The sequence below is a fragment of the Azospirillum lipoferum 4B genome, from assembly GCF_000283655.1.
GTDB lineage: Bacteria > Pseudomonadota > Alphaproteobacteria > Azospirillales > Azospirillaceae > Azospirillum > Azospirillum lipoferum_C.
Map to the genome: position 1 here is coordinate 695,808 of NC_016622.1, position 19,471 is coordinate 715,278.

Genomic DNA, 19,471 nt, shown 5'->3' on the forward strand with positions numbered 1-19,471 from the left:
ATGCGCTGGGGTGGGGCGTTGCAACAGGTGTTGCACGGACTGTTGCGCCGCCGGTGCAACAGGTGTGGCGGCTTGCGATAGATCTGGAGCCAACCTGTGGCAACCCGGCATTCCACCCCTGCGCATCGCCCGTCTTGCCAAGCGTTCGCCCGCCGCTTTAGCTTCGTTTGGTCATACCAATGAACGATCCCAATGATCATCGACCGGGGAGGACAACACTCATGACCGTCATCGCCACCACCCAGCCGCGCGCGGCCCTGACCGAGGAGGCTCGGGCCGAGCTGACGGCTCTGCTGGGCGACCGGTTCACCACCTCCCTGCCAGTTCGCGAGCATCACGGCAAGGACGAGTCCTATCACACGCCCTTCCCGCCGGACGGCGTCGCCTTCGCCAATTCGACCGAAGAGGTCAGCGGGATCGTCAAGATCTGCGCGAAGCACAAGCTGCCGATCATCCCCTTCGGCACCGGCACCTCGCTGGAGGGCGGCATCGCGGCGCTGGCCGGCGGCATCACCATCGACCTGTCGGGCATGCAGCAGATCCTGCGCGTCAGCCCGGAGGATCTGGACGTCACCGTCCAGGCCGGCGTGACCCGCAAGCAGCTGAACGAGCATCTGCGCGACACCGGCCTGTTCTTCCCCATCGATCCCGGCGCCAACGCCTCTCTCGGCGGCATGTCGGCGACCAGGGCCAGCGGCACCAACGCCGTCCGCTACGGCACCATGCGCGAGAACGTCCTGGGCCTGACGGTGGTGCTGGCCGACGGCCGCGTCATCAAGACCGGCGGGCGGGCGCGCAAGTCGGCGGCCGGCTATGACCTGACCCGGCTGTTCGTGGGGTCCGAAGGCACGCTCGGCATCATCACCGAGGTGACGCTGAAGCTTTACGGCATTCCGGAAGCCATCTCGTCCGCCGTCTGCGCCTTCCCGACCATCAAGGGCGCGGTCGACACCGTGATCCAGACCATCCAGGTCGGCGTGCCCGTCGCCCGCATCGAGTTGCTGGACGAGGTGCAGATCGACGCGGTCAACAAATACTCCAAGCTCGACTACGCCGTGGCGCCCACCCTGTTCTTCGAATTCCACGGCACCGAGGCCGGGGTGAAGGAGCAGGCGGAGATGGTGGCCGCCATCGCCGCCGAGCATGGCGGCCTGGAGTTCGCCTGGGCCACCCGGCCGGAGGACCGGTCCAAGCTGTGGCAGGCCCGGCACGATGCCTATTACGCGGCGCTGGCCCTGCGTCCGGGATCGAAGGGCTGGCCGACCGACGTCTGCGTGCCGATCTCGCGGCTTGCCGACTGCATCCTGGAGACCAAGCAGGATTTGGCCGAGTCCAACATGCTGGCCCCGATGGTCGGCCATGTCGGCGACGGCAACTTCCACCTCGTCTATGTCCTCGACCCGGAGAATCCGGCCGAGTTGGCCGAGGCCCAGCGCCTTGCCGACAAGATGGTGACGCGCGCGCTGGAGATGGGCGGCACCTGCACCGGCGAACATGGCATCGGCTACGGCAAGATGGCGTTCCTGGAACAGGAGACCGGCGAAGCGTTCAACGTCATGGGCGACCTGAAGCGCGCCTTCGACCCGGACAACCTGCTGAATCCGGGCAAGGTGGTGCGGGTCTGATCACAAGCAAGTCTTCGAGTGCCTATGAAATACGCCCTACCTCTTAAGGGCTAGCCTGTTCTTGTCGGGTGGTTGTTATCGCTTCTACTATTGGGATCGCCGATTACCGGCGCGGCGCGACCATCCCGTTGCGCCGCCCAATGTGGAGCCCGGTCATGAAGTTCGCCGCACTCGCTTTTGGCATCCTGTCGCTCGGCCTGCTGTCCGCAGGGGCGCCCGCCCTGGCGGACGACAACGCGAAATGGATCGCCCAGTGCATGAAGGACAACGCCGACGCCAAGGTCCCGGAATCCGTCGTGAACAAATACTGCGTCTGTATGAACGACAAGATGGACAACAACGAGACGCGCACCATCACCCAGTGGGAAAAGGCCAATCCCGAAGCCCGCAAGGCTTGCGAGAAGGTTGCCGGCTGGGAGTGAGCGCCGAGCCGGTGGAGCAGATCCATACAGCAAGAAGGCCCGGTTCCGCTTGGGATCGGGCCTTCGCATTTCCTATCTACAGCCTGCTGGCTGCCGACGAGACCTGTTCGTCGATTATCCAGCCGAGCAAGGGATGCGCTGCTTTGACGGGTTTCATCCCCAGTTCTTTCGGATTGGGTTGCCGATCCGGCATTTACCGGGTTTGACTGGCGTGCAGGATATTGATTTCAACACGATTGGTATCGTAGATTTTTTTCGAGGCGCTCAGGTTTATTGCAAACTCTCCAACTATAATCGTTTGTTCCTTGCTGGTGTCTGCGACTTCGATCACGCCGTTTCCAACAATGATATTGATGAATTGATAGTCTTTTAGAAGGCCGTGTTTCGTCCAAAACCAGAAGTCGATCCCAATATTCTTTACCGTCAAAAGATGAACCTTGTCGTATTCGATCAAATCCGGGGGGGTATCGAACTTGACAAATGCGCTTCGGGCTGGATGGATTATGCCTGATGCGGGCGTGTATAGCTCCTTTGGAGACACAGCTGCGCGTTTGATGAGTTTGGTGAAATCGTACGAGATTTCCCGATCGAATTCATTGTTTATGGTGAACGAGTAAGCATACCCAACGATGATTGGCTTGGAGACTGGTTCGGTCACATCGAATGAATTGTAGGGAGCGGGTGAGTAAGTGACCATTTTATATTATCTCTTATCAGCTTCTGATAAATCCATCATGTGGTTTTAGGTATGGGGATATCCATGAACAAATTGATTCAAATAAAGTAAAAAATCGAAAATAGTATACATGCATATGAATGATTTTATTCAATTCTGAAAATGCACCCGGATCGGCGAAATGGCCGCCCGAATCGTTTGCGGGCGGAAACAACACCTGCGCTTCGATTGCGATACGTCGTGTGGACCGTGGCAGCGGCATTTCTGCCGCCGCACAATCCTCACCGGAACTTCGGCCGCCGCCCCGCCTTCAGCGCCTGCACCGCCTGGTCCAGCGTCTGGAGGAACTGCGACTTGTCGCGCTGGCTCATCGGCGCGTTGCCGCCGCTGACCACGCCCATGTCGCGCAAATCCTGCATCAGCGCGCGGGTGGCGAGCGCCGAGCCGACGCTGTCCGGTGTGAAGGGGCGCCCGGTCGGGCCGATCACCACCGCGTTCCGCTTCACGCAGCGGTCGGCCAGCTGGATGTCGGCGGTCACCACGATGTCGGTCGGGCCGGCCTGTTCGGCGATCCAGTTGTCGGCGGCGTCGAAGCCGTCACTGACCACCACCAGTTCGGCCATGCACTCCGTCGGCAGGCGGAGCGGCGCGTTGGCGACCAGCCACACTTTGCAGCCGGTTCGACCGGCAACCTTGTAGACCTCGGCCTTGACCGGGCAGGCGTCGGCATCGACGTAGATTTCGACCTTGGGGCTGACCAATCCTTTTCCTCCGGATACCGCCCGATCTCCGCGGATCGGCTCAACAAGGTTTCATGCAAGGCCCTTATGCGCTAAAACCGGACCCTAGCGACAGGGTGCCGTGGAACCGGAAGGCAGGGGCGGCGCCAATTCTCACATCTTTTCGGAAGGTCGGAGCGGCGCATGGCGTCCTACCAGTATGTCTATGTCATGAAGGGCCTGAGCAAGGTCTATCCTGGCGGCAAGAAGGTTCTCGACAACATCTGGCTGTCGTTCCTGCCGGGTGTGAAGATCGGCGTGCTCGGCGTCAACGGCGCCGGTAAGTCGACCCTGATGAAGATCATGGCCGGTCTGGACAAGGACTACTCCGGCGAGGCCTGGGCGGCCGAGGGCGCCAAGGTCGGCTACCTCTCGCAGGAGCCGCAGCTGGACCCGACCAAGAACGTCCAGGAAAACGTCATGGAGGCGCTGAAGGAGACGAAGGCGCTGCTCGACCGCTTCAACGAAGTGTCGAACCTGATGGCCGATCCCGACGCCGATTTCGACGCGCTGCTGGCCGAACAGGGCGAGCTGCAGGAGAAGATCGACGCGGCGGACGCCTGGGATATCGACCGCACGGTCGAGATCGCCATGGACGCTCTGCGCTGCCCGCCGGGCGACGCCGACGTGACCAAGCTGTCGGGCGGTGAGCGGCGGCGCGTCGCGCTCTGCAAGCTGCTGTTGGAAAAGCCCGACCTGCTGCTGCTCGACGAGCCGACCAACCACCTCGACGCCGAATCGGTCGCCTGGCTGCAGAAGCACCTGGAGGACTACAAGGGCACCGTCGTCCTGGTCACCCACGACCGCTATTTCCTGGACAGCGTCACCGGCTGGATCCTCGAACTCGACCGCGGGTCGGGCATTCCGTGGGAAGGCAACTATTCGTCCTGGCTGGAGCAGAAGCAGAAGCGCCTGGAACAGGAAGGCCGCCAGGAGGAAGCCCGCCAGAAGCAGCTGGCGACCGAACTGGAATGGATTCGCCAGAGCCCGCGCGCCCGTCAGGCCAAGAGCAAGGCGCGTATCACCGCCTACGAGACGCTGCTGGCCGAAAGCGCCAAGGAGCAGGGCGGCGAGACGCGGATCGTCATTCCGGTGCCGCCGCGGCTCGGCAACGTCGTCATCGAGGCGGAGAACATCTCCAAGGGCTTCGGCGACCGCCTGCTGATCGACGGCCTGTCCTTCCGCCTGCCGCCGGGCGGCATCGTCGGCGTCATCGGCCCGAACGGCGCCGGCAAGACCACGCTGTTCCGCATGATCACCGGGCAGGATGGGCCGGATGCCGGCACCTTCCGCGTCGGCGACACGGTGAAGCTGGGCTATGTCGATCAGAGCCGCGACAGCCTCGACGCCAAGAAGACGGTGTGGGAGGAGATCTCCGACGGGCTGGATCTGGTGGAACTGGGCAAGAAGACCATGCCCAGCCGCGCCTATGTCTCCAGCTTCAACTTCCGCGGTCCCGACCAGCAGAAGAAGGTCGGCCAGCTGTCGGGCGGTGAGCGCAACCGCGTCCACCTCGCCAAGATGCTGAAGTCCGGCGCCAACGTCCTGCTGCTCGACGAACCGACCAACGACCTGGACGTCGATACGCTGCGGGCGCTGGAAGACGCGCTGCAGAGCTTCGCCGGCTGCGCCGTGGTCATCAGCCACGATCGCTGGTTCCTCGACCGCATCGCCACCCACATCCTGGCCTTCGAGGGCGAAAGCCACGTCGAATGGTTCGAAGGCAACTTCCAGGACTACGAGGCCGACAAGAAGCGCCGCCTGGGTGCCGACGCCGACCAGCCGCACCGCATCAAGTACAAGCCGCTGGTGCGCGGCTAACGGATAGAGGGGCTTCCCTCCCGAGCGGAAAAGGGGCCGCCGGTCTGACCGACCGGTGGCCCCTTTTCATTGGCGCGGTCAGTTGCCGCGCTTGACCGACAGCGGCGTCCCAACTTCGCCGGGATAGACGGCCAGCAGCCGAACTGGCTCGCTGCCTTCATTGATGCCTTCATGCCAGTCGGTGCGCTCCATATACGCGTCACCTTCCTTGTAGACCGTGCTTTCGCCGGCTTCGCCCCGGATCGTCAGCGTGCCGCCCAGAATGTAGACGAACAGCGGGATCTGATGGGTATGCACGCCGGTGCGCGCACCGGGCGGTATCTCGGTGATGCGCGCGGTGACCTGGGGCGTACCCTTCGGATAGACGATGGGCGTGCCGTTGGAGTTGGTCTCCGTCTGCAGCAGCGGGGTGGATCGCGGGACCGGTGTGGCGGCGGGTTGGCTGGAAGTGGTCTGCGCCTGTGCGGATGACAGCAGGCATGAACCAGCCAGACCCCCCGCGAGCAAGCCGGCGAGCAGGCCGGCCACCGGAGGGCGGCGGGGGTGGACGGGGGACCGAGACATGATGGGCAAACTCTCCGGTAGCGGAAACGGAATCGCAGAGTGCGATCTGCTACCGATACACGATAGAGATGTTCATCCAGTCGTTAACTGCGCAATTGGTCGCATGAATGGAGATGACGCAACCAATGCGCGTTTGTCCCTCCTCCACCCTGCCGCCGATGTCCGGCCAGTCAGCGCGTCACATCGTCTGTCCGGTCGGTGCGGCGGTCGGTGGTCTTGTCGTCCCGCGTGTCCTCGATCTCCACCTCGGTGCGGCGCACGGTGTCGCGCACGCTCTGGGCGCGTTCCTCGACATCCTTGCGGACCACGACCGTCTCGCGGACATGGGCGGTCTTGCTGACCACCGCTTCCTCGTCGGTCTCCGTCACCTCGATGGTGCGCTCGCGGAAGGCGTCGGCCGGCACGTCGGCGCTGCCCTCCGCCATGCCGCCGGGGCGGCGTTCGACGGTGACGGTCTCGTCGCGCAGGCGCACCTGCTCCTCGACGGGCGTCTCGACGACATAGCTGCGGACGCGGACGCCGCCGCGCTCGACGCTGCGCTTGCCGATGTTGACCTGTTCCTCGACGACTGGGATCTGCTCTTCCCGTTCGGAGCTGCCGCTGCGGGTGCTGTCGGCGTTGACGTCGCGCATGGCGGCGGCGGCTCCGGTCAAGCCGGCGCCGGTACCCGTACCCGTGGTGTCGACGGGGGTGCGGCCGGGCGAATAGCGCAGCCGTTCCTCCTCGGCCGTGCTGTCGTCGTAATAGTCTGCGCTCTCGTCGAAGCCGGTCCAGCCGGAGTTGCGATAGGCGGTGCCGCGTTCCTCGACATCCACCACGTTGCCGCGCTCCAGCACCTCCATGGCGCGGTCGACATCATCCTCGTCCAACTGCAGCTTCAACAGCGAGCCGCCGCGGCGCACACCTTCGGCGTAGACCTGCGCGTCCTGATTGGGGACGCCCCAGCCCGACAGGCGGGTGAGGATGCCGCCGGCCGTCGTGCCGGTGGTCGCACCCATCCCGGCGCCCATCCCGGCGCCCATCCCGGCCCCGGCCCCGGCTCCCAGCCCGGTGCCCATGCTGCTGCCGGGCACGGTGTTGGGCGACGCGACATAGCCGGTGGACAGGTCGGTACGGGCCATGCCGCCGGCGGCGCCGACCGACGAATCGCCGGTGGTGGTGCCGAGCCCGGTGGTGTCGCTGCCGCTCCATCCGCCGCCGGTCAGGTCGGAATGGGACAGGATTTCGATGGCGCTGGTTTCGAATCCGGTGGCCTGCAGGTCGCGGGATGCGGTCTCGGCGTCGGATCGGTGGTCGTAGAGGGCGACGATGGTTTTGGTCATCGGCTTTACTCCTCGGACGAAATCGGGGGACGAATTCGGTTTGGGGGAGGGCGGGGCTGTAACGCGCTCCACCACCGCCTCTTGGGAACGCAGCGTGACCGGCTGCTCGACGTCGATGGTCCGCCGGCTCTTGCGGATGTGCAGCTCTTCGCGCAGCACCAGCCGCCGTTCCACCACCAGAACCTCCTCGACCAGCGGGATCACGGTAACGTCGCCCTCCTGGCGGATGCCGGGATGGGCGTCGATCTCGCGGTCGATCGGGATGCGGGTGACAGTGGCCTCTTCCTGCTCCAGCGCTTCGCGGACCAGTTCCTCCCGTTCGGAAACACGGGTGGTCACCCGGACACGGCTTCGCTCAACCCGCTGCTTGTCGACGGTCATCGACTCGTCGTGCAGGGGAATGACCGCATCGCCGCTGTCGGGGGACGGTTCTTTCTCGGCTGTCATGGCGGCTGGCGCCGCCGGTCAGCGGAACAGGAGGTAGAGGACGATCGCGACCACGATCAGACCGAGGATGATCCACATCCAGTTCATCCCGGCGCTTCCTGCTCCGGTCACGGTGTCATACACACCAACTTTCCTGGGCTTCTGTTCGTCTGCCATGGGAGCCTCCTTGCGGGGATGGACCGGCGGGTTGCGCCCCCATCCGGCATGCTCCATTCAAACAGAAGGGCCCCTGGATCGTTCCCCCTGATCGTTCCGAGGATTCAACGATCCTTACTTTTCAAACGATCAAGGGCGGATGCATCGAACCGCCAGCTCAGCCGGCCATCCGCTGATGCTCCAGGAAGGCGGTCTTCAGCAGCGCCTTCAGGTCGTCGCCATACTGGTGGAAGCGGACGGACAGCTGGCCGCGTTCCTCGTCGCGGTGCAGCACCACGAGGTTGGCGACGGCTGCCACCTCCTGCCGGTCGGCCAGCACCACGCGGGCCTGGAAGGTCTGGCCGCGCTGATAGGGCTGGTTGACCGCCAGCAGGCACAGGCCCCCCACCGACCAGTTCCGAGCGGGGAAGCTGCCATGTTCGGTGTGGACGACCATGCCCGGGCGCACGAAGCGCTTCTGGCGCCGCCGCTCCTCCGGCGGGGGCGGAGGAAAGGGGCTGGAGGCGCTGGGCATGTCGATGCCCGACCGGTCCGTCAGCGCATTGTTGAAATTCGCTCCGCGGACGACCGCCGGCCCCATGGTGGAGTCGCGCAGGTCGGCGTCGGAGAAGTCGGCGCCCTCGAAATTGGCTGGCCAGTCGCGGCCGCCGGCCAGAGGCACCGGCCGGGCATCCACCCCGTTCATCAGCGTGTGCGCCAGATAGGCGCGGCGCAGGGTGGCCCCGCGCAGCACGGCCTCGCGCAGGTCGGCCTCGTCCAGGTCGATGTAGGACAGCTCCGCCATTTCCAGGCTCGCCTTGGTCAGGCGGGCGCCGGGCAGGCGGCAGCGGCGCAGCCGGGCGGCCGCCAGCGTGCGGCCATGCAGGTCCGCCCCGGCCACCGACACGAGGTCGAGGTCGAGTCGCGCCCCGTCGGTCCCGCCGCTGTCGACCCAGCGTTCATGCCGCTCCACCAGTTCCAGGAACTCGGCGATCGGCATCGCGGTGTAGTTGGGCTGGACGATGGCGTCGGGCGGCAGGGCGAAGGGGATGTAGGTGCGGGTCAGGGTGGCGTGGTCCATCACCGTGTTGCCGAACACCGCCCCATCGAGGTTGGCCCCGCAGAAATCGGTGCCCATCAGCACGGCCGACGTCAGCTCCGCCCCGGTCAGGTCGGCATCGTTCAGGTCGGCGCCGGTCAGGTCGCAGCCGCTGAAATTGGCGCCGGCCAGGATCGAGCGCTCCATCTTGGCTTCGGTCAGCCGGGTGGTGCCGGTGCCGCGGGTCGTCCGGTTGCCGTCCGTGCCGCCGCTGTCGACCAGTTCACCGGCGCGGAAATCGGCACCGCGCAGGTTGGCGTCGGTCAGCTGGGCGCGGTGCAGGTTGGCCCCGCGCAGATCGGCGCCGGTCACGATGGCGCCCGACAGGTTGACCGCCTCCATGTCCGCGCCGAACAGGTCGGCCTGCGACAGGTTGGCCTTCACCATGCGGGTGTTAGTGAGGTTAGCCCCGGCCAGCTTGGCCCCGGCCAGCGACACGCGCTCCAGGTTCAGCCGCGACAGGTCGCGGAAGCTGAGGTCAGCGCGGCGGCCGCTGGACGGCCGCTTCAGCCACGCCTGATGCGCCTGGATGATCGTCCGGAGTTCGTCGACCTCTTTGGGATCGCGTTCGGCCATGGCGTGGGTTCCCGGATCCACCGTATGACGAAAGACAGGAGCGTCGGCGCAACGATAGCCCGTTCGGACAGGCGCGTCACGGTTTCTCGACGGTGTGCCAACCGTTGCCGGGCGGAACCGGGGCCCGGAACGGAAAAGGCCGCCTCCCACCGGGGAAGACGGCCTTGGTCGATTGAGTTGAGTCGCCGTTGGGCGGTTCAGCCGGCGCGGCCGACCTTCTGGCGCAGGGCCTGGATCAGGCCGTCGATGCGTCCGCCGTTCTGCTCGACGACGGAGGCGAACTCCTGCCGCTGGGTCACGCCCATGCTGACATTCTCCACCACCACGTCGATGATCTTGAAATCGGCACCGGCCTTGCGGACGCGCCAGCTGACATTCACCGGCGGACCGTTGGGGCGGACGATCTGCGTCGTCACCATGGTATCCGCTTCACCGGCCGGGGAGGTTCCGGTGATCTTGAAGGTCTCGCCCGAATATTCGACGAAACGCTCGGCATAGGTGTTAACGATCAGCTGTTCGAACAGCTTCTGGTATTCGGCCCGCTGCGCCTCGTTGGCGCTGTTCCAGTAGCGGCCCAGCACCCAGCGGCCGATATACGGCACGTCGAAGCCGGCGTACAGGAGCGTGCGGAAGCGCTGGATCGCCTGATCGCGCGACAGGCTCTTGTCCGAGAAGGTTGCGATGGCGTCGTTCCCCAGTTTCTGGATGAACGCGCTGGCTCCCTGGTCCGCGCCTTGCGCAGCGGCGGGGGAGATGAGGGTGTGCCCGGCCCAACCGCTCACCGCGAGCAGGGCAGCGCACGCGACAAACTTGCGGCGTGTCAGCATGGTAGGGCGAAAGGTGGCGGTTGCCGCGGCATTGTCAACGGTCATGTGGCCTTTGGGGGTCCTGTGACCTCGGGGATCCGAAATCCATAGGCGTCCGGCCGGCATGCCGGCGCGCGTCCCGGTCGGGGAAAGGCGCCGGCAGGCGGAAGAAGCCATGCGGTCGGGATCAGGGCTTCGGCGGGGTGGAATAGTCCGGGAACTCCGGCGCGGCCGACGCCTTGTTGTTGGCGATCGCCGCACGGCGCTGCTGCTGGTACAGGCTGCGCGCGGTGGCGTAGAAGTCCAGCGAGTTGCGGCGCAGGTCGTCGACCTCCTTGAGAATCTGCGACCGGCGGTCGATGGCGCTGACGACGGCGCGGCCAACCAGCATGCCCTTGTGATCGGTGCCGTAGGCCCAGATGCGAACCGGATCGCCGACGCTGTCGACGGCATAGCCGGCGGTATCGCGCAGGTTCGACGGGCCCAGCAGCGGCAGCACGATGTACGGACCGTCACCCACGCCCCACACCGCCAGCGTCTGGCCGAAATCCTCCGGCGCATGCGGGATGCCGGCCTGGGTGGCGACGTCGGCGATACCGCCCACGCCAAGGATGGTGTTGGTCAGGAAGCGCCCGGTGGCGTTGGACGCCCCCTCCACATTGCCCTGCAGCAGGTTGTTGGCGATGTAGAGCGGCGACATCAGGTTGTCGATGAAGTTGTGGATCGCATCGCGCACCGGATCGGGCACGACGCCGACGTAAACCTCCGCCGCCGGACGGATCACCAGAATGTCCGCCGCCTCGTTGGCGGCAAAGACGAAGCGATTGGGGAGTTCCAGCGGATCGTTGACCTGATAGGCGGCCTCCGTTGCGCCCGAGTCGCCCGGGTTGGTCGCGCAGGCCGTTGCCGTCAGGGCGAATGCCACGACGGTGGCCGTACGGAGGAGGGAGCGGGAAAGGCTGGCCAGCTTCATGTGCGACGGCTCTTTATCAGTGGGCTCGACTCGGTGCGGGTCGCCGCATGTCCTGTCCACAACCGAAGACTCCGATGGCGGACGTCCTCAACCTTGGCAAGGTGGCTACGCGGTCGGGAGGAAGATTGGGCGAGATATCGCAGAATTTCCACCGTTTCATGACCTAACACAGGCTTTGCGGTTTGACCAGCACGGGCCGTCGCGGCCTGCGCGGCGGCTCGGCGATTGTGACGGCTTTGCCGCAGAACCGCCGAAGAGCTTGTGCGACGCCGCTTTCGACCTTGGGCCGGGCCGCGGGAAAGGCCGCGGGGCGCCGCTGTGACAGGGTCGATGGCGGCGATCCGCGAAAAGCGGTTTACGACGCATAAAGATATCTTTATATCTGTATTCGGGCTGTCCGGGCATGGTGCGCCGGCCGGCCGCACCCCGCTCTGGCCCGAATCGGACGTGAGGCGATGGACGATCTGCTGGCGACGCTGAAGGCGGCGGCCGAAACCACGCGGTTGAGGTTGCTGGCGCTTTGCGCGCATGGCGAGTTGACGGTGACCGAACTGACCCAGATCCTGGGCCAGAGCCAGCCGCGCGTCTCGCGCCACCTGAAGCTTCTGTGCGATGCCGGGCTGCTCGACCGCTTCCGCGAAGGGACCTTCGCCTTCTACCGCCTTGCGGAGAAGGGAAAGTCTGCCGAGCTGGCGCGCGTGCTGGTCGACGCCATCCCCGACGAGGATCCGACCCTGACGCTGGATCTGGAGCGGCTGGAGGCGATCAAGCGCGCGCGGTCGGAAACCGCCGCCGCCTATTTCCGTGAGAATGCCGCGCGCTGGCACGAGATCCGCTCCCTTCACGTTGCGGAAGGCGAGGTCGAGGCCGCTCTGCTGCGCCTGGTCCCGGAAGAAGGGGTGGAGGAACTGCTGGACATCGGCACCGGCACCGGACGGATGCTGGAGGTGCTGGCCGGGCGCGTCCACCGTGCGATCGGGGTAGACCAGTCGCGCGAGATGCTGGCCGTCGCCCGCAACCGGCTGGAGGAGGCGGGGTTGCGCCACTGCCATGTCCGGCAGGCGGACATGTACCAGCTGCCGTTTCCCTCCGGCTCCTTCGACGCCGCGGTGATCCATCAGGTGCTGCACTATACCGAATCGCCGGCCGGCGTGCTGGCGGAGGCGGCGCGGGTGCTGCGCCCCGGCGGGCTGTTGCTGGTCGTCGATTTCGCCCCCCATCATCTGGAAGCCCTGCGCGAGGAGCATGCGCACCGCCGCCTGGGCTTCGCGGACGCCGAGGTCGCCGGCTGGTGCCGCCAGTCCGGCCTGGATTGCGGCCCGGTGGTGCATCTGCCGGGTGATCCGCTTACCGTTTCCATCTGGCCGGCCACCCGCTTTGCGGCCGGCGTTCAAATTCCTTCCCCGCAAAACCAATCCCCGAAGCCCGCCCACTCGCTCAGCGGAGTCCCGTCATGACCGCGCCCACCTCTGCGCAGCCCTCCATCAGCTTCGAGTTCTTCCCGCCCAAGTCGGAGAAGATGGAACAGAGCCTGTGGCAGTCGATCCGGCGGCTGGCCCCGCTTTCGCCCGATTTCGTGTCGGTGACCTACGGCGCCGGCGGATCGACGCGCGAGCGCACCCACGCCACCGTCTGCCGCATCCAGGCGGAGACCGGCATCCCGGCAGCCGCCCACTTCACCTGCGTCGGTGCCACCCGCGACGAGATCGACGCGATTGCCCGCACCTATTGGGACGCCGGCATCCGCCATCTCGTGGCCCTGCGTGGCGACCCGCCGGAGACCGCCGGCGGCGTCGGTGGCCGCTATGAGCCGTATCCCGGCGGCTATGCCTATGCCGCCGATCTGGTGGCGGGAATGAAGCGCATCGCCGACTTCGAGATCTCGGTCGCGGCCTATCCGGAAGCCCATCCGGAAGCGCCGAGCGCCCAGTTCGACCTGGACAACCTGAAGCGCAAGGTCGATGCCGGCGCCACCCGCGCCATCACCCAGTTCTTCTTCGACAACGACGTGTATTTCCGCTTCCTCGACCGCTGCGCCGCGGCCGGCATCCATGTGCCGATCGTTCCCGGCATCCTGCCGATCACCAACTTCGCCCGCGCGGTGGAGTTCGCCGGCAAATGCGGCGCCTCGATGCCGGCGAAGCTGGCCGAGACCTTCGAGGGCCTGGACGACGACCCCGAGACCCGCCAACTGGTCGCCGCGACCGTGGCCGCCGAACAGTGCCAGGAGCTGCAGGCGCGGGGGGTGCACGATTTCCACTTCTACACCCTGAACCGGTCGGACCTGACCATCGCCATCTGCCGCATGCTTGGCGTGAAGGCGAAGGCCGCTGCTGCGGTCGCGCCGGTGGCGGGGTAGGGCGCCGGACGCCGCCCTGTGTTAAGCTGAGGCGGCGGAACTGGGCAGCTGAACGGGGCGCGGGAGGGCAATGCCATGGACAGCCGGATCGGGTACGACACCGACTTCTACGCCTGGACCCAGGAACAGGCGCGGTTGCTGCGTGAAGCGGCAACCGAGCGCTCCAACTCGCCCATCGACTGGGAGCACATCGCCGAGGAACTCGACATCATGGGCGGGCAGGTCAAGGACGCGATCCGCAGCCATCTGGCCACGGTGATCGAGCATCTTCTGAAGCTGGAATACTCGCCCGATCCCTATCCGCGCCGGAAATGGCGGATCTCCGTGACCAAGGCCCGCCGCCATTTGGAGGACAAGCTGGAGGAGCATCCGAGCCTGCAGCGCTGGCCGGCCGAGATCCTGGGAAAGGCGTGGCTGGACGGCCGCGACGACGCCTGCCAGGACGACAGCATCGCCATCGACGCGCTGCCGAAGGACTGCCCCTATGCTCTGGAGGATCTGCGCGATCCGGACTGGTGGCCGGTGAACCGGCATGGGCTGGAGGGCTAAGGTATTTAGCGTGGTGCCTAGTAATATTCAAAACCACCTTTGTTTGTTCTTCATAAAGATATGAGGGTTGCGATGAGTGATCATGCTGCTGGAGCCTCAAAGGCGATCTTGAAAACTATTAATGAGTTGGTTGAGCGTGGATTTGTGAAGAATGAAGATATACCAAACGGTGTTCCTTCGGAAAAACGAGAGGCGGTCTACGAGCTTCTTCTCAGGCTTGTTTTGGAGGTTGATAGAAAGTCAACATATTATGGTGTGAAGAAGGGGCTTCTGCTGGCGTTATCTATGTATGAAGACGGATGTTTTTATAAGAGAGGGGGAGTGGTTAAGGTGAGGCGCGCCTTCTGCAAGCAGGAAATTCCATTCAGGAAAGTTAGGGGAGGGGTGAAATTGCAAGATCATAGAAAGAGGGATTTTTTCAGAATAAATATCGAGAGGATTTTGGTTGAAAGATAAGTCCATCATAGGTTTGTTTGGTAATATAGAGCATTGAAAGAGAACTCATGCCCCACATCCTCGACACCCTGCGTGACCGTGTTCTGCTTTGCGACGGCGGGTTCGGCAGCCGCATCCAGGCGCTCGACCTCGACGTCGAGAAGGATTACTGGGGGCACGAGAACTGCACCGACATCCTGCCCCTGTCGCGCCCCGACATCGTCCGCGACATCCACCGCGGCTATTTCGAAGCCGGCGCCGATATGGTGGAGACCGACACCTTCGGCGCCTCGCCGGTGACGCTGGGCGAGTTCGGCATCTCCGAAAAGGCCTTCGAGATCAACCAGCGCGCCGTCGAACTGGCGCGCGAGGCGGCCGAAAGCTTCAGGGACGGCCAGCCGCGCTTCGTCATCGGCTCCATCGGGCCGGGAACCAAGCTGCCCAGCCTGGGCCACATCGCCTATCAGCCGGCGGAGGACAGCTTCTATGTCCAGGCCGCGGGCCTGATCGCCGGCGGGGCCGACGCCATCCTGGTGGAGACCTGCCAGGACCCGCTGCAGATCAAGGCCGCCGTCAACGGCATCAAGCGCGCGCGGGCCGAGGCCAACAGCGACACCCCCGTCTTCGTCCAGGTCACCGTTGAGACCACCGGCACGCTGCTGGTCGGCACCGACATTGCCGCCGCCGCCACCGTCATCCAGGCGCTGGACGTGCCGCTGATGGGCCTGAACTGCGCCACCGGCCCGCTGGAGATGAGCGAGCATGTGCGCTGGCTGTCGCAGAACTGGCCGGGCCTGATCTCGGTCCAGCCCAATGCCGGCCTGCCGGAACTGGTGGACGGCAAGACGCACTACCCCTTGCTTGCCAATGACTTCGCCCATTGGCTGGAGCGTTTCGTGTCGGAGGACGGGGTCAACCTCGTCGGCGGCTGCTGCGGCACCAACGTGCCCCACATCGCCGCGGCGAACCAGATGCTGCGCAAGCTGGCGCCCGCCGGCTCGCACCGCCCGGCGCCGAAGGGACGCACCGTCCATTGGGTGCCGGCGGTGGCCTCGCTCTACTCCCAGGTCACGCTGCGCCAGGAGAACGCCTTCTTCGCCATCGGCGAGCGCTGCAACGCCAATGGCTCCAAGAAGTGGCGCGAGTTGCAGGAGAAGAACGACTGGGACGGCTGCGTCGAGATGGCGCGCGAGCAGGTGAAGGAAGGCAGCCACTCGCTGGACGTCTGCACCGCCTTCGTCGGCCGTGACGAGGTGGCGGAGATGAACGCCGTCATCTCCCGCTTCGCCGGCTCCGTCACTGCCCCGCTGGTGATCGATTCCACCGAGTACAAGGTGCTGGAACAGGCGCTGGCGCTCTATGGCGGCAAGGCGATCCTCAACTCCATCAACTTCGAGGATGGCGAGGAGCCGGCGCGCAAGCGTCTTGAGTTGGCCAAGAAGTTCGGCGCCGCCGTCATCGCGCTGACCATCGATGAAGAGGGCATGGCGAAGACGCCCGACCGCAAGCTTGCCATCGCCAAGCGGCTCTACGATCTGGCGGTGAACGAGTACGGCCTTGCCCCGTCCGACCTGCTGTTCGATCCGCTGACCTTCACCATCGCCACCGGCAACGAGGACGACCGCAAGCTCGCCATCTGGACGCTGGAGGGCATCGAGGCCATCGCCCGCGAGATGCCCGGCTGCCAGATCATCCTGGGCCTGTCCAACGTCTCCTTCGGCCTGAACGCCGCGGCGCGCCATGTGCTGAACTCGGTCTTCCTCGACCATGCGGTGAAGAAGGGGATGACGGGCGCCATCGTCCATGTCTCCAAGATCCTGCCGCTGCACCAGATCCCCGAGAAGGAGGTCAAGACCGCCGAGGATCTGATCTTCGACCGCCGCGCGGAGGGTTACGACCCGCTCCAGGCCTTCATCGCGCTGTTCGAAGGCCGCAAGGCCGCCGACGCCAAGAAGAAGGCCCGCGCCGAAAATGTGGAAGACCGGCTGAAGGAGCGCATCGTCGACGGCGACCGCACCGGCCTGGAGGACGACCTCGCCGAGGCGATGAAGACCCACCCGCCGCTGGAGATCATCAACACCTATCTGCTCGACGGCATGAAGGTGGTGGGCGAGCTGTTCGGCGCCGGCAAGATGCAGCTTCCCTTCGTGCTGCAGTCGGCGGAGACGATGAAGGCCGCCGTGGCGTGGCTGGAGCCGCATATGGAGAAGATCGAGGGGCAGCAGAAGGGCACGCTGGTCCTCGCCACCGTGAAGGGCGACGTCCACGACATCGGCAAGAACCTCGTCGACATCATCCTGACCAACAACGGCTACAAGGTCATCAATCTCGGCATCAAGCAGCCGGTGACCGCCATCATCCAGGCCGCCAAGGAGCACAAGGCCGACGCCGTCGGCATGTCCGGCCTGCTGGTGAAGTCCACCGTGGTGATGCGCGAGAACCTGGAGGAGATGACCCGCGAGGGGTTGGAGGTGCCGGTCCTGCTCGGCGGCGCCGCGCTGACCCGCGCCTATGTCGAGGGCGACTGCGTGGCGTCCTACGGCTCCGGCCGCGTGGCCTATGCCGGCGATGCCTTCGATGGGCTGACCCTGATGGACAAGGTGGTGGAGGGCAGCTTCGACCAGCAGCTCGCCATCCAGCAGGCCAAGCGCGCCGGCAAGGCGACCAACCGCCGCCGTGTGCTGGGGCAGGCCACCAGCGCCGCCACCGGCCCGGTCGACAAGGACGCCGTCCGCGCCCGCCGCCACCGGCTGGCCGAGGGCGTGCCGGTGCCGACCCCGCCCTTCTGGGGGCCGAAGCTGATCGATCATGTGCCGCTGAAGACGCTGGTCACCTACCTGAACGAGCGGATGCTCTACCAGCTGCAATGGGGCTACCGGAAGGACGGCAAGTCCTTCGAGGAGTTCAAGGAGTGGGCGAAGAAGGAGCTGCGGCCGGTGCTCGACCGCATCCTCCAGATCGCGGCGAAGGAGGAAATCCTGCGCCCGACCGCCGTCTACGGCTATTGGAAGGCGGCGGCCGACGGCAACGACGTGATCCTGTTCGAAGAGGACGGCACCACCGAGGCCGCCCGCTTCACCATGCCCCGCCAGGGCAAGGAGGATGGCGAGTGCATCGCCGACTTCCTGCGCGACGTGACCGACCCGGAGCGTGACGTGCTCGGCCTCCAGGTCGTCACCATGGGGCAGCACTGTGCCGAGGTGGCGCGCGAGTGGTTCGCGGAGAACCGTTACCAGGACTATCTCTACCTGCACGGCCTGTCGGTGGAGATGACCGAGGCGATGGCGGAGTATGTCCATGCCCGCATCCGGGCCGAGCTGGGTTACGGCGCCGAGGACAGCCGCGACAAGGAGAAGCTGTTGCAGCAGTCCTACCGCGGCAGCCGCTACAGCTTCGGCTATCCGGCCTGCCCGAACCTGAAGGACCAGGAACAGCTGCTGAAGCTGCTGGACGCCGGCCGCATCGGCATCGAGATGTCGGACGAGGACCAGCTGCATCCGGAGCAGAGCACCTCGGCCATCGTCCTGCACCACCCGCGGGCCAAGTACTTCTCGGTGTGATTTGATCCTCCGCCGTCCGTTCCGTGTTAGAATGGGCGGCGGAGGAGTCCCATGTCTGTGGTCGACGCACGGAACGACGAAAAGCTGCAACTCCTGCTGGACCGGATCGTCCCGGCCCTGGAGCCGGAGGCCGTCTACCTGTTCGGCAGCCGGGCGCGCGGCGACTTCGACGAGGACAGCGATTACGACCTGCTGGTGATCGTCCCGGACGATGCGCCGAAGCAGCGTCGATCCGCGGTGTTCGCCCATGCGGCCAAGGCCGGCACCGGCATCCCGGCGGACATCGTGCCGTGCCGGCGTTCCTTCTTCGAAGCGAACAAGGATCAGGTCGGCACGCTGAGCTACAAGGCCACGCATGAAGGGGTGCGGGTCTATGGGGCTTAGGGTCGGACCCGAAGCATGGCTGGCGACGGCATCCGTTGACCTGCGTGCCGGCCGGGCATGCCTTTCGGTTCCGGATCCCATCGTCACAGCCGCCACGTATCATTGTCAGCAGGCCGCGGAAAAGCTGGTGAAGGCGGCGCTGGTCTGGTTGGAGATCGACGTACCCCGTTCCCATGACATTGACTCGCTCGTCATGCGCATTCCGCGCGACCTGCCGATACGGGAACGCTTGTCGCCCCTCGGGCGCTTCACCGCTTTTGCCACCTTGTACCGATATCCAGGCGAGGCGGGCGACGTCTCCGATGAACCGACCATGGAGGAAGTGCTTGGTTGGTTGGACGAGATAGAAACGACCTTGCATAGCGTTTCTCTTATCATTTCAGCCGGTACCGGACCCCAATCATGACCCCCGCCACCCCCCTCGACCTCCACCGCGAGTCCGTCCGTCCGGAGTGGATCGACTACAACGGGCACATGAACGTGGCCTATTACCTGCTGGCCTTCGATCATGCGACGGACGCCGTGCTCGACCGGTTCGGGATCGGCAAGGCCTATGTCGCGGCGGAGAATCGGTCGGTCTTCGTCGTCGACGCCCACCTGACCTATGCCCGCGAGGTGACGGAAGGGGCGCCGCTCCGCTTCGATTCGCTGGTTCTGGGCGCGGACGCCAAGCGGTTGCACCTGTTCCACGAGATGCGGCATGCGGAAGAAGGGTGGCTCGCGGCGACCGCGGAGTTCATGCTGCTGCATGTCGATCTCGCCACCCGCAAGACCTCTCCTTTCCCGCCGGAGGTTGCGGCGGCTCTCACCCAACAGGCGGCGGCCCATGCGGCCGGTCCCCGGCCGCCCCAGGCCGGACGGGGGGTGGCGCCGCTGGATCCTGTCAAATCCGACAGGAGCCCAGGTTGAGTTCGCGGGCGATGCCCCCATCTATCGAGG

19 protein-coding genes are annotated in these 19,471 nt (G+C 65.4%); 11 read left to right on the top strand and 8 right to left on the bottom strand.

Annotation, left to right across the window (positions count from 1 at the left end):
• Positions 1–221 precede the first annotated feature (221 nt).
• Positions 222–1,625 (top strand): FAD-linked oxidase C-terminal domain-containing protein, encoded by a 1,404-nt coding sequence (locus AZOLI_RS03190; RefSeq protein ID WP_014247136.1) that lies wholly within the window; start codon positions 222–224, stop codon positions 1,623–1,625.
• 155 nt (positions 1,626–1,780) lie between these two features.
• Positions 1,781–2,047, top strand: a complete 267-nt coding sequence (locus tag AZOLI_RS03195; RefSeq protein WP_014247137.1) for a hypothetical protein — start codon at positions 1,781–1,783, stop codon at positions 2,045–2,047.
• 193 nt (positions 2,048–2,240) lie between these two features.
• On the opposite strand, the gene AZOLI_RS32255 is transcribed toward AZOLI_RS03195, so the two are convergent.
• Both AZOLI_RS32255 and AZOLI_RS03200 read right to left on the bottom strand, forming a co-directional pair.
• Positions 2,241–2,744, bottom strand: coding sequence for a hypothetical protein (locus AZOLI_RS32255; RefSeq protein WP_014247138.1), 504 nt, complete (start codon positions 2,742–2,744; stop codon positions 2,241–2,243).
• Between the two features lie 260 nt (positions 2,745–3,004).
• The gene (locus tag AZOLI_RS03200; protein ID WP_014247140.1) at positions 3,005–3,484 is read right to left on the bottom strand and encodes a YaiI/YqxD family protein; all 480 of its coding nucleotides are present in this window, start codon (positions 3,482–3,484) and stop codon (positions 3,005–3,007) included.
• 162 nt (positions 3,485–3,646) lie between these two features.
• Between AZOLI_RS03200 and ettA the strand changes: the two genes are divergently transcribed.
• Positions 3,647–5,323 (top strand): energy-dependent translational throttle protein EttA, encoded by a 1,677-nt coding sequence (gene ettA / locus AZOLI_RS03205; RefSeq protein WP_014247141.1) that lies wholly within the window; start codon positions 3,647–3,649, stop codon positions 5,321–5,323.
• Between the two features lie 78 nt (positions 5,324–5,401).
• Here the strand turns inward: ettA and AZOLI_RS03210 are convergent, their stop codons facing one another.
• The 6 genes from AZOLI_RS03210 to AZOLI_RS03235 all read right to left on the bottom strand — a co-directional run bounded on the left by AZOLI_RS03210 (position 5,402) and on the right by AZOLI_RS03235 (position 11,245).
• The gene (locus tag AZOLI_RS03210; RefSeq protein WP_244442511.1) at positions 5,402–5,851 is read right to left on the bottom strand and encodes a cupin domain-containing protein; all 450 of its coding nucleotides are present in this window, start codon (positions 5,849–5,851) and stop codon (positions 5,402–5,404) included.
• 206 nt (positions 5,852–6,057) lie between these two features.
• Positions 6,058–7,656, bottom strand: coding sequence for a YsnF/AvaK domain-containing protein (locus AZOLI_RS30945; RefSeq protein WP_014247143.1), 1,599 nt, complete (start codon positions 7,654–7,656; stop codon positions 6,058–6,060).
• An 18-nt stretch (positions 7,657–7,674) separates the two neighbouring features.
• Positions 7,675–7,812, bottom strand: a complete 138-nt coding sequence (locus AZOLI_RS03220) for a hypothetical protein (RefSeq protein WP_158279272.1) — start codon at positions 7,810–7,812, stop codon at positions 7,675–7,677.
• A 157-nt stretch (positions 7,813–7,969) separates the two neighbouring features.
• Entirely contained in the window at positions 7,970–9,466 is a 1,497-nt protein-coding gene (locus tag AZOLI_RS03225) for a pentapeptide repeat-containing protein (RefSeq protein WP_014247144.1), read from the bottom strand.
• 197 nt (positions 9,467–9,663) lie between these two features.
• A complete protein-coding gene (locus AZOLI_RS03230) occupies positions 9,664–10,338 on the bottom strand; it encodes an MlaC/ttg2D family ABC transporter substrate-binding protein (protein ID WP_014247145.1) in 675 nt (224 codons plus the stop codon).
• A gap of 121 nt (positions 10,339–10,459) precedes the next feature.
• The gene (locus AZOLI_RS03235) at positions 10,460–11,245 is read right to left on the bottom strand and encodes an MlaA family lipoprotein (protein ID WP_014247146.1); all 786 of its coding nucleotides are present in this window, start codon (positions 11,243–11,245) and stop codon (positions 10,460–10,462) included.
• Between the two features lie 455 nt (positions 11,246–11,700).
• On the opposite strand from AZOLI_RS03235, the gene AZOLI_RS03240 reads away from it, so the two are divergent.
• The 8 genes from AZOLI_RS03240 to AZOLI_RS03270 all read left to right on the top strand — a co-directional run bounded on the left by AZOLI_RS03240 (position 11,701) and on the right by AZOLI_RS03270 (position 19,441).
• Positions 11,701–12,702 carry an ArsR/SmtB family transcription factor gene (locus tag AZOLI_RS03240; protein ID WP_014247147.1) on the top strand — a complete coding sequence of 334 codons (1,002 nt, stop codon included), beginning with the start codon at positions 11,701–11,703 and terminating at the stop codon, positions 12,700–12,702.
• Entirely contained in the window at positions 12,699–13,604 is a 906-nt protein-coding gene (gene metF, locus AZOLI_RS03245) for a methylenetetrahydrofolate reductase [NAD(P)H] (RefSeq protein WP_014247148.1), read from the top strand. Before AZOLI_RS03240 ends, metF begins: the two co-directional genes overlap by 4 nt.
• Positions 13,605–13,679: 75 nt before the next feature.
• Entirely contained in the window at positions 13,680–14,153 is a 474-nt protein-coding gene (locus tag AZOLI_RS03250) for a DUF29 domain-containing protein (protein WP_014247149.1), read from the top strand.
• Between the two features lie 72 nt (positions 14,154–14,225).
• Complete coding sequence (locus AZOLI_RS32260; RefSeq protein ID WP_162487963.1) at positions 14,226–14,609, top strand: hypothetical protein; 384 nt, start codon at positions 14,226–14,228, stop codon at positions 14,607–14,609.
• Between the two features lie 47 nt (positions 14,610–14,656).
• Positions 14,657–18,148 carry a methionine synthase gene (metH, locus tag AZOLI_RS03255; protein WP_014247150.1) on the top strand — a complete coding sequence of 1,164 codons (3,492 nt, stop codon included), beginning with the start codon at positions 14,657–14,659 and terminating at the stop codon, positions 18,146–18,148.
• Positions 18,149–18,199: 51 nt separating this feature from the next.
• The gene (locus AZOLI_RS03260; protein ID WP_014247151.1) at positions 18,200–18,532 is read left to right on the top strand and encodes a nucleotidyltransferase domain-containing protein; all 333 of its coding nucleotides are present in this window, start codon (positions 18,200–18,202) and stop codon (positions 18,530–18,532) included.
• A complete protein-coding gene (locus AZOLI_RS03265; protein ID WP_044549572.1) occupies positions 18,522–18,938 on the top strand; it encodes a HEPN domain-containing protein in 417 nt (138 codons plus the stop codon). Before AZOLI_RS03260 ends, AZOLI_RS03265 begins: the two co-directional genes overlap by 11 nt.
• Entirely contained in the window at positions 18,935–19,441 is a 507-nt protein-coding gene (locus tag AZOLI_RS03270; RefSeq protein WP_014247153.1) for a thioesterase family protein, read from the top strand. The genes AZOLI_RS03265 and AZOLI_RS03270 overlap by 4 nt, the downstream gene beginning before the upstream one ends.
• Positions 19,442–19,471 lie beyond the last annotated feature (30 nt).

Coding starts and splice junctions, on each gene's coding strand:
- AZOLI_RS32260 (WP_162487963.1), top strand. CDS start 14,226: ATGAGTGATCATGCTGCTGGAGCCTCAAAGGCGATCTTGAAAACTATT.
- AZOLI_RS03190 (WP_014247136.1), top strand. CDS start 222: ATGACCGTCATCGCCACCACCCAGCCGCGCGCGGCCCTGACCGAGGAG.
- AZOLI_RS03240 (WP_014247147.1), top strand. CDS start 11,701: ATGGACGATCTGCTGGCGACGCTGAAGGCGGCGGCCGAAACCACGCGG.
- AZOLI_RS03270 (WP_014247153.1), top strand. CDS start 18,935: ATGACCCCCGCCACCCCCCTCGACCTCCACCGCGAGTCCGTCCGTCCG.
- AZOLI_RS03235 (WP_014247146.1), bottom strand. CDS start 11,245: ATGAAGCTGGCCAGCCTTTCCCGCTCCCTCCTCCGTACGGCCACCGTC.
- AZOLI_RS03195 (WP_014247137.1), top strand. CDS start 1,781: ATGAAGTTCGCCGCACTCGCTTTTGGCATCCTGTCGCTCGGCCTGCTG.
- AZOLI_RS32255 (WP_014247138.1), bottom strand. CDS start 2,744: ATGGTCACTTACTCACCCGCTCCCTACAATTCATTCGATGTGACCGAA.
- ettA (WP_014247141.1), top strand. CDS start 3,647: ATGGCGTCCTACCAGTATGTCTATGTCATGAAGGGCCTGAGCAAGGTC.
- AZOLI_RS03265 (WP_044549572.1), top strand. CDS start 18,522: ATGGGGCTTAGGGTCGGACCCGAAGCATGGCTGGCGACGGCATCCGTT.
- AZOLI_RS03225 (WP_014247144.1), bottom strand. CDS start 9,466: ATGGCCGAACGCGATCCCAAAGAGGTCGACGAACTCCGGACGATCATC.
- AZOLI_RS30945 (WP_014247143.1), bottom strand. CDS start 7,656: ATGACAGCCGAGAAAGAACCGTCCCCCGACAGCGGCGATGCGGTCATT.
- metH (WP_014247150.1), top strand. CDS start 14,657: ATGCCCCACATCCTCGACACCCTGCGTGACCGTGTTCTGCTTTGCGAC.
- AZOLI_RS03250 (WP_014247149.1), top strand. CDS start 13,680: ATGGACAGCCGGATCGGGTACGACACCGACTTCTACGCCTGGACCCAG.
- AZOLI_RS03230 (WP_014247145.1), bottom strand. CDS start 10,338: ATGACCGTTGACAATGCCGCGGCAACCGCCACCTTTCGCCCTACCATG.
- AZOLI_RS03260 (WP_014247151.1), top strand. CDS start 18,200: ATGTCTGTGGTCGACGCACGGAACGACGAAAAGCTGCAACTCCTGCTG.
- metF (WP_014247148.1), top strand. CDS start 12,699: ATGACCGCGCCCACCTCTGCGCAGCCCTCCATCAGCTTCGAGTTCTTC.
- AZOLI_RS03220 (WP_158279272.1), bottom strand. CDS start 7,812: ATGGCAGACGAACAGAAGCCCAGGAAAGTTGGTGTGTATGACACCGTG.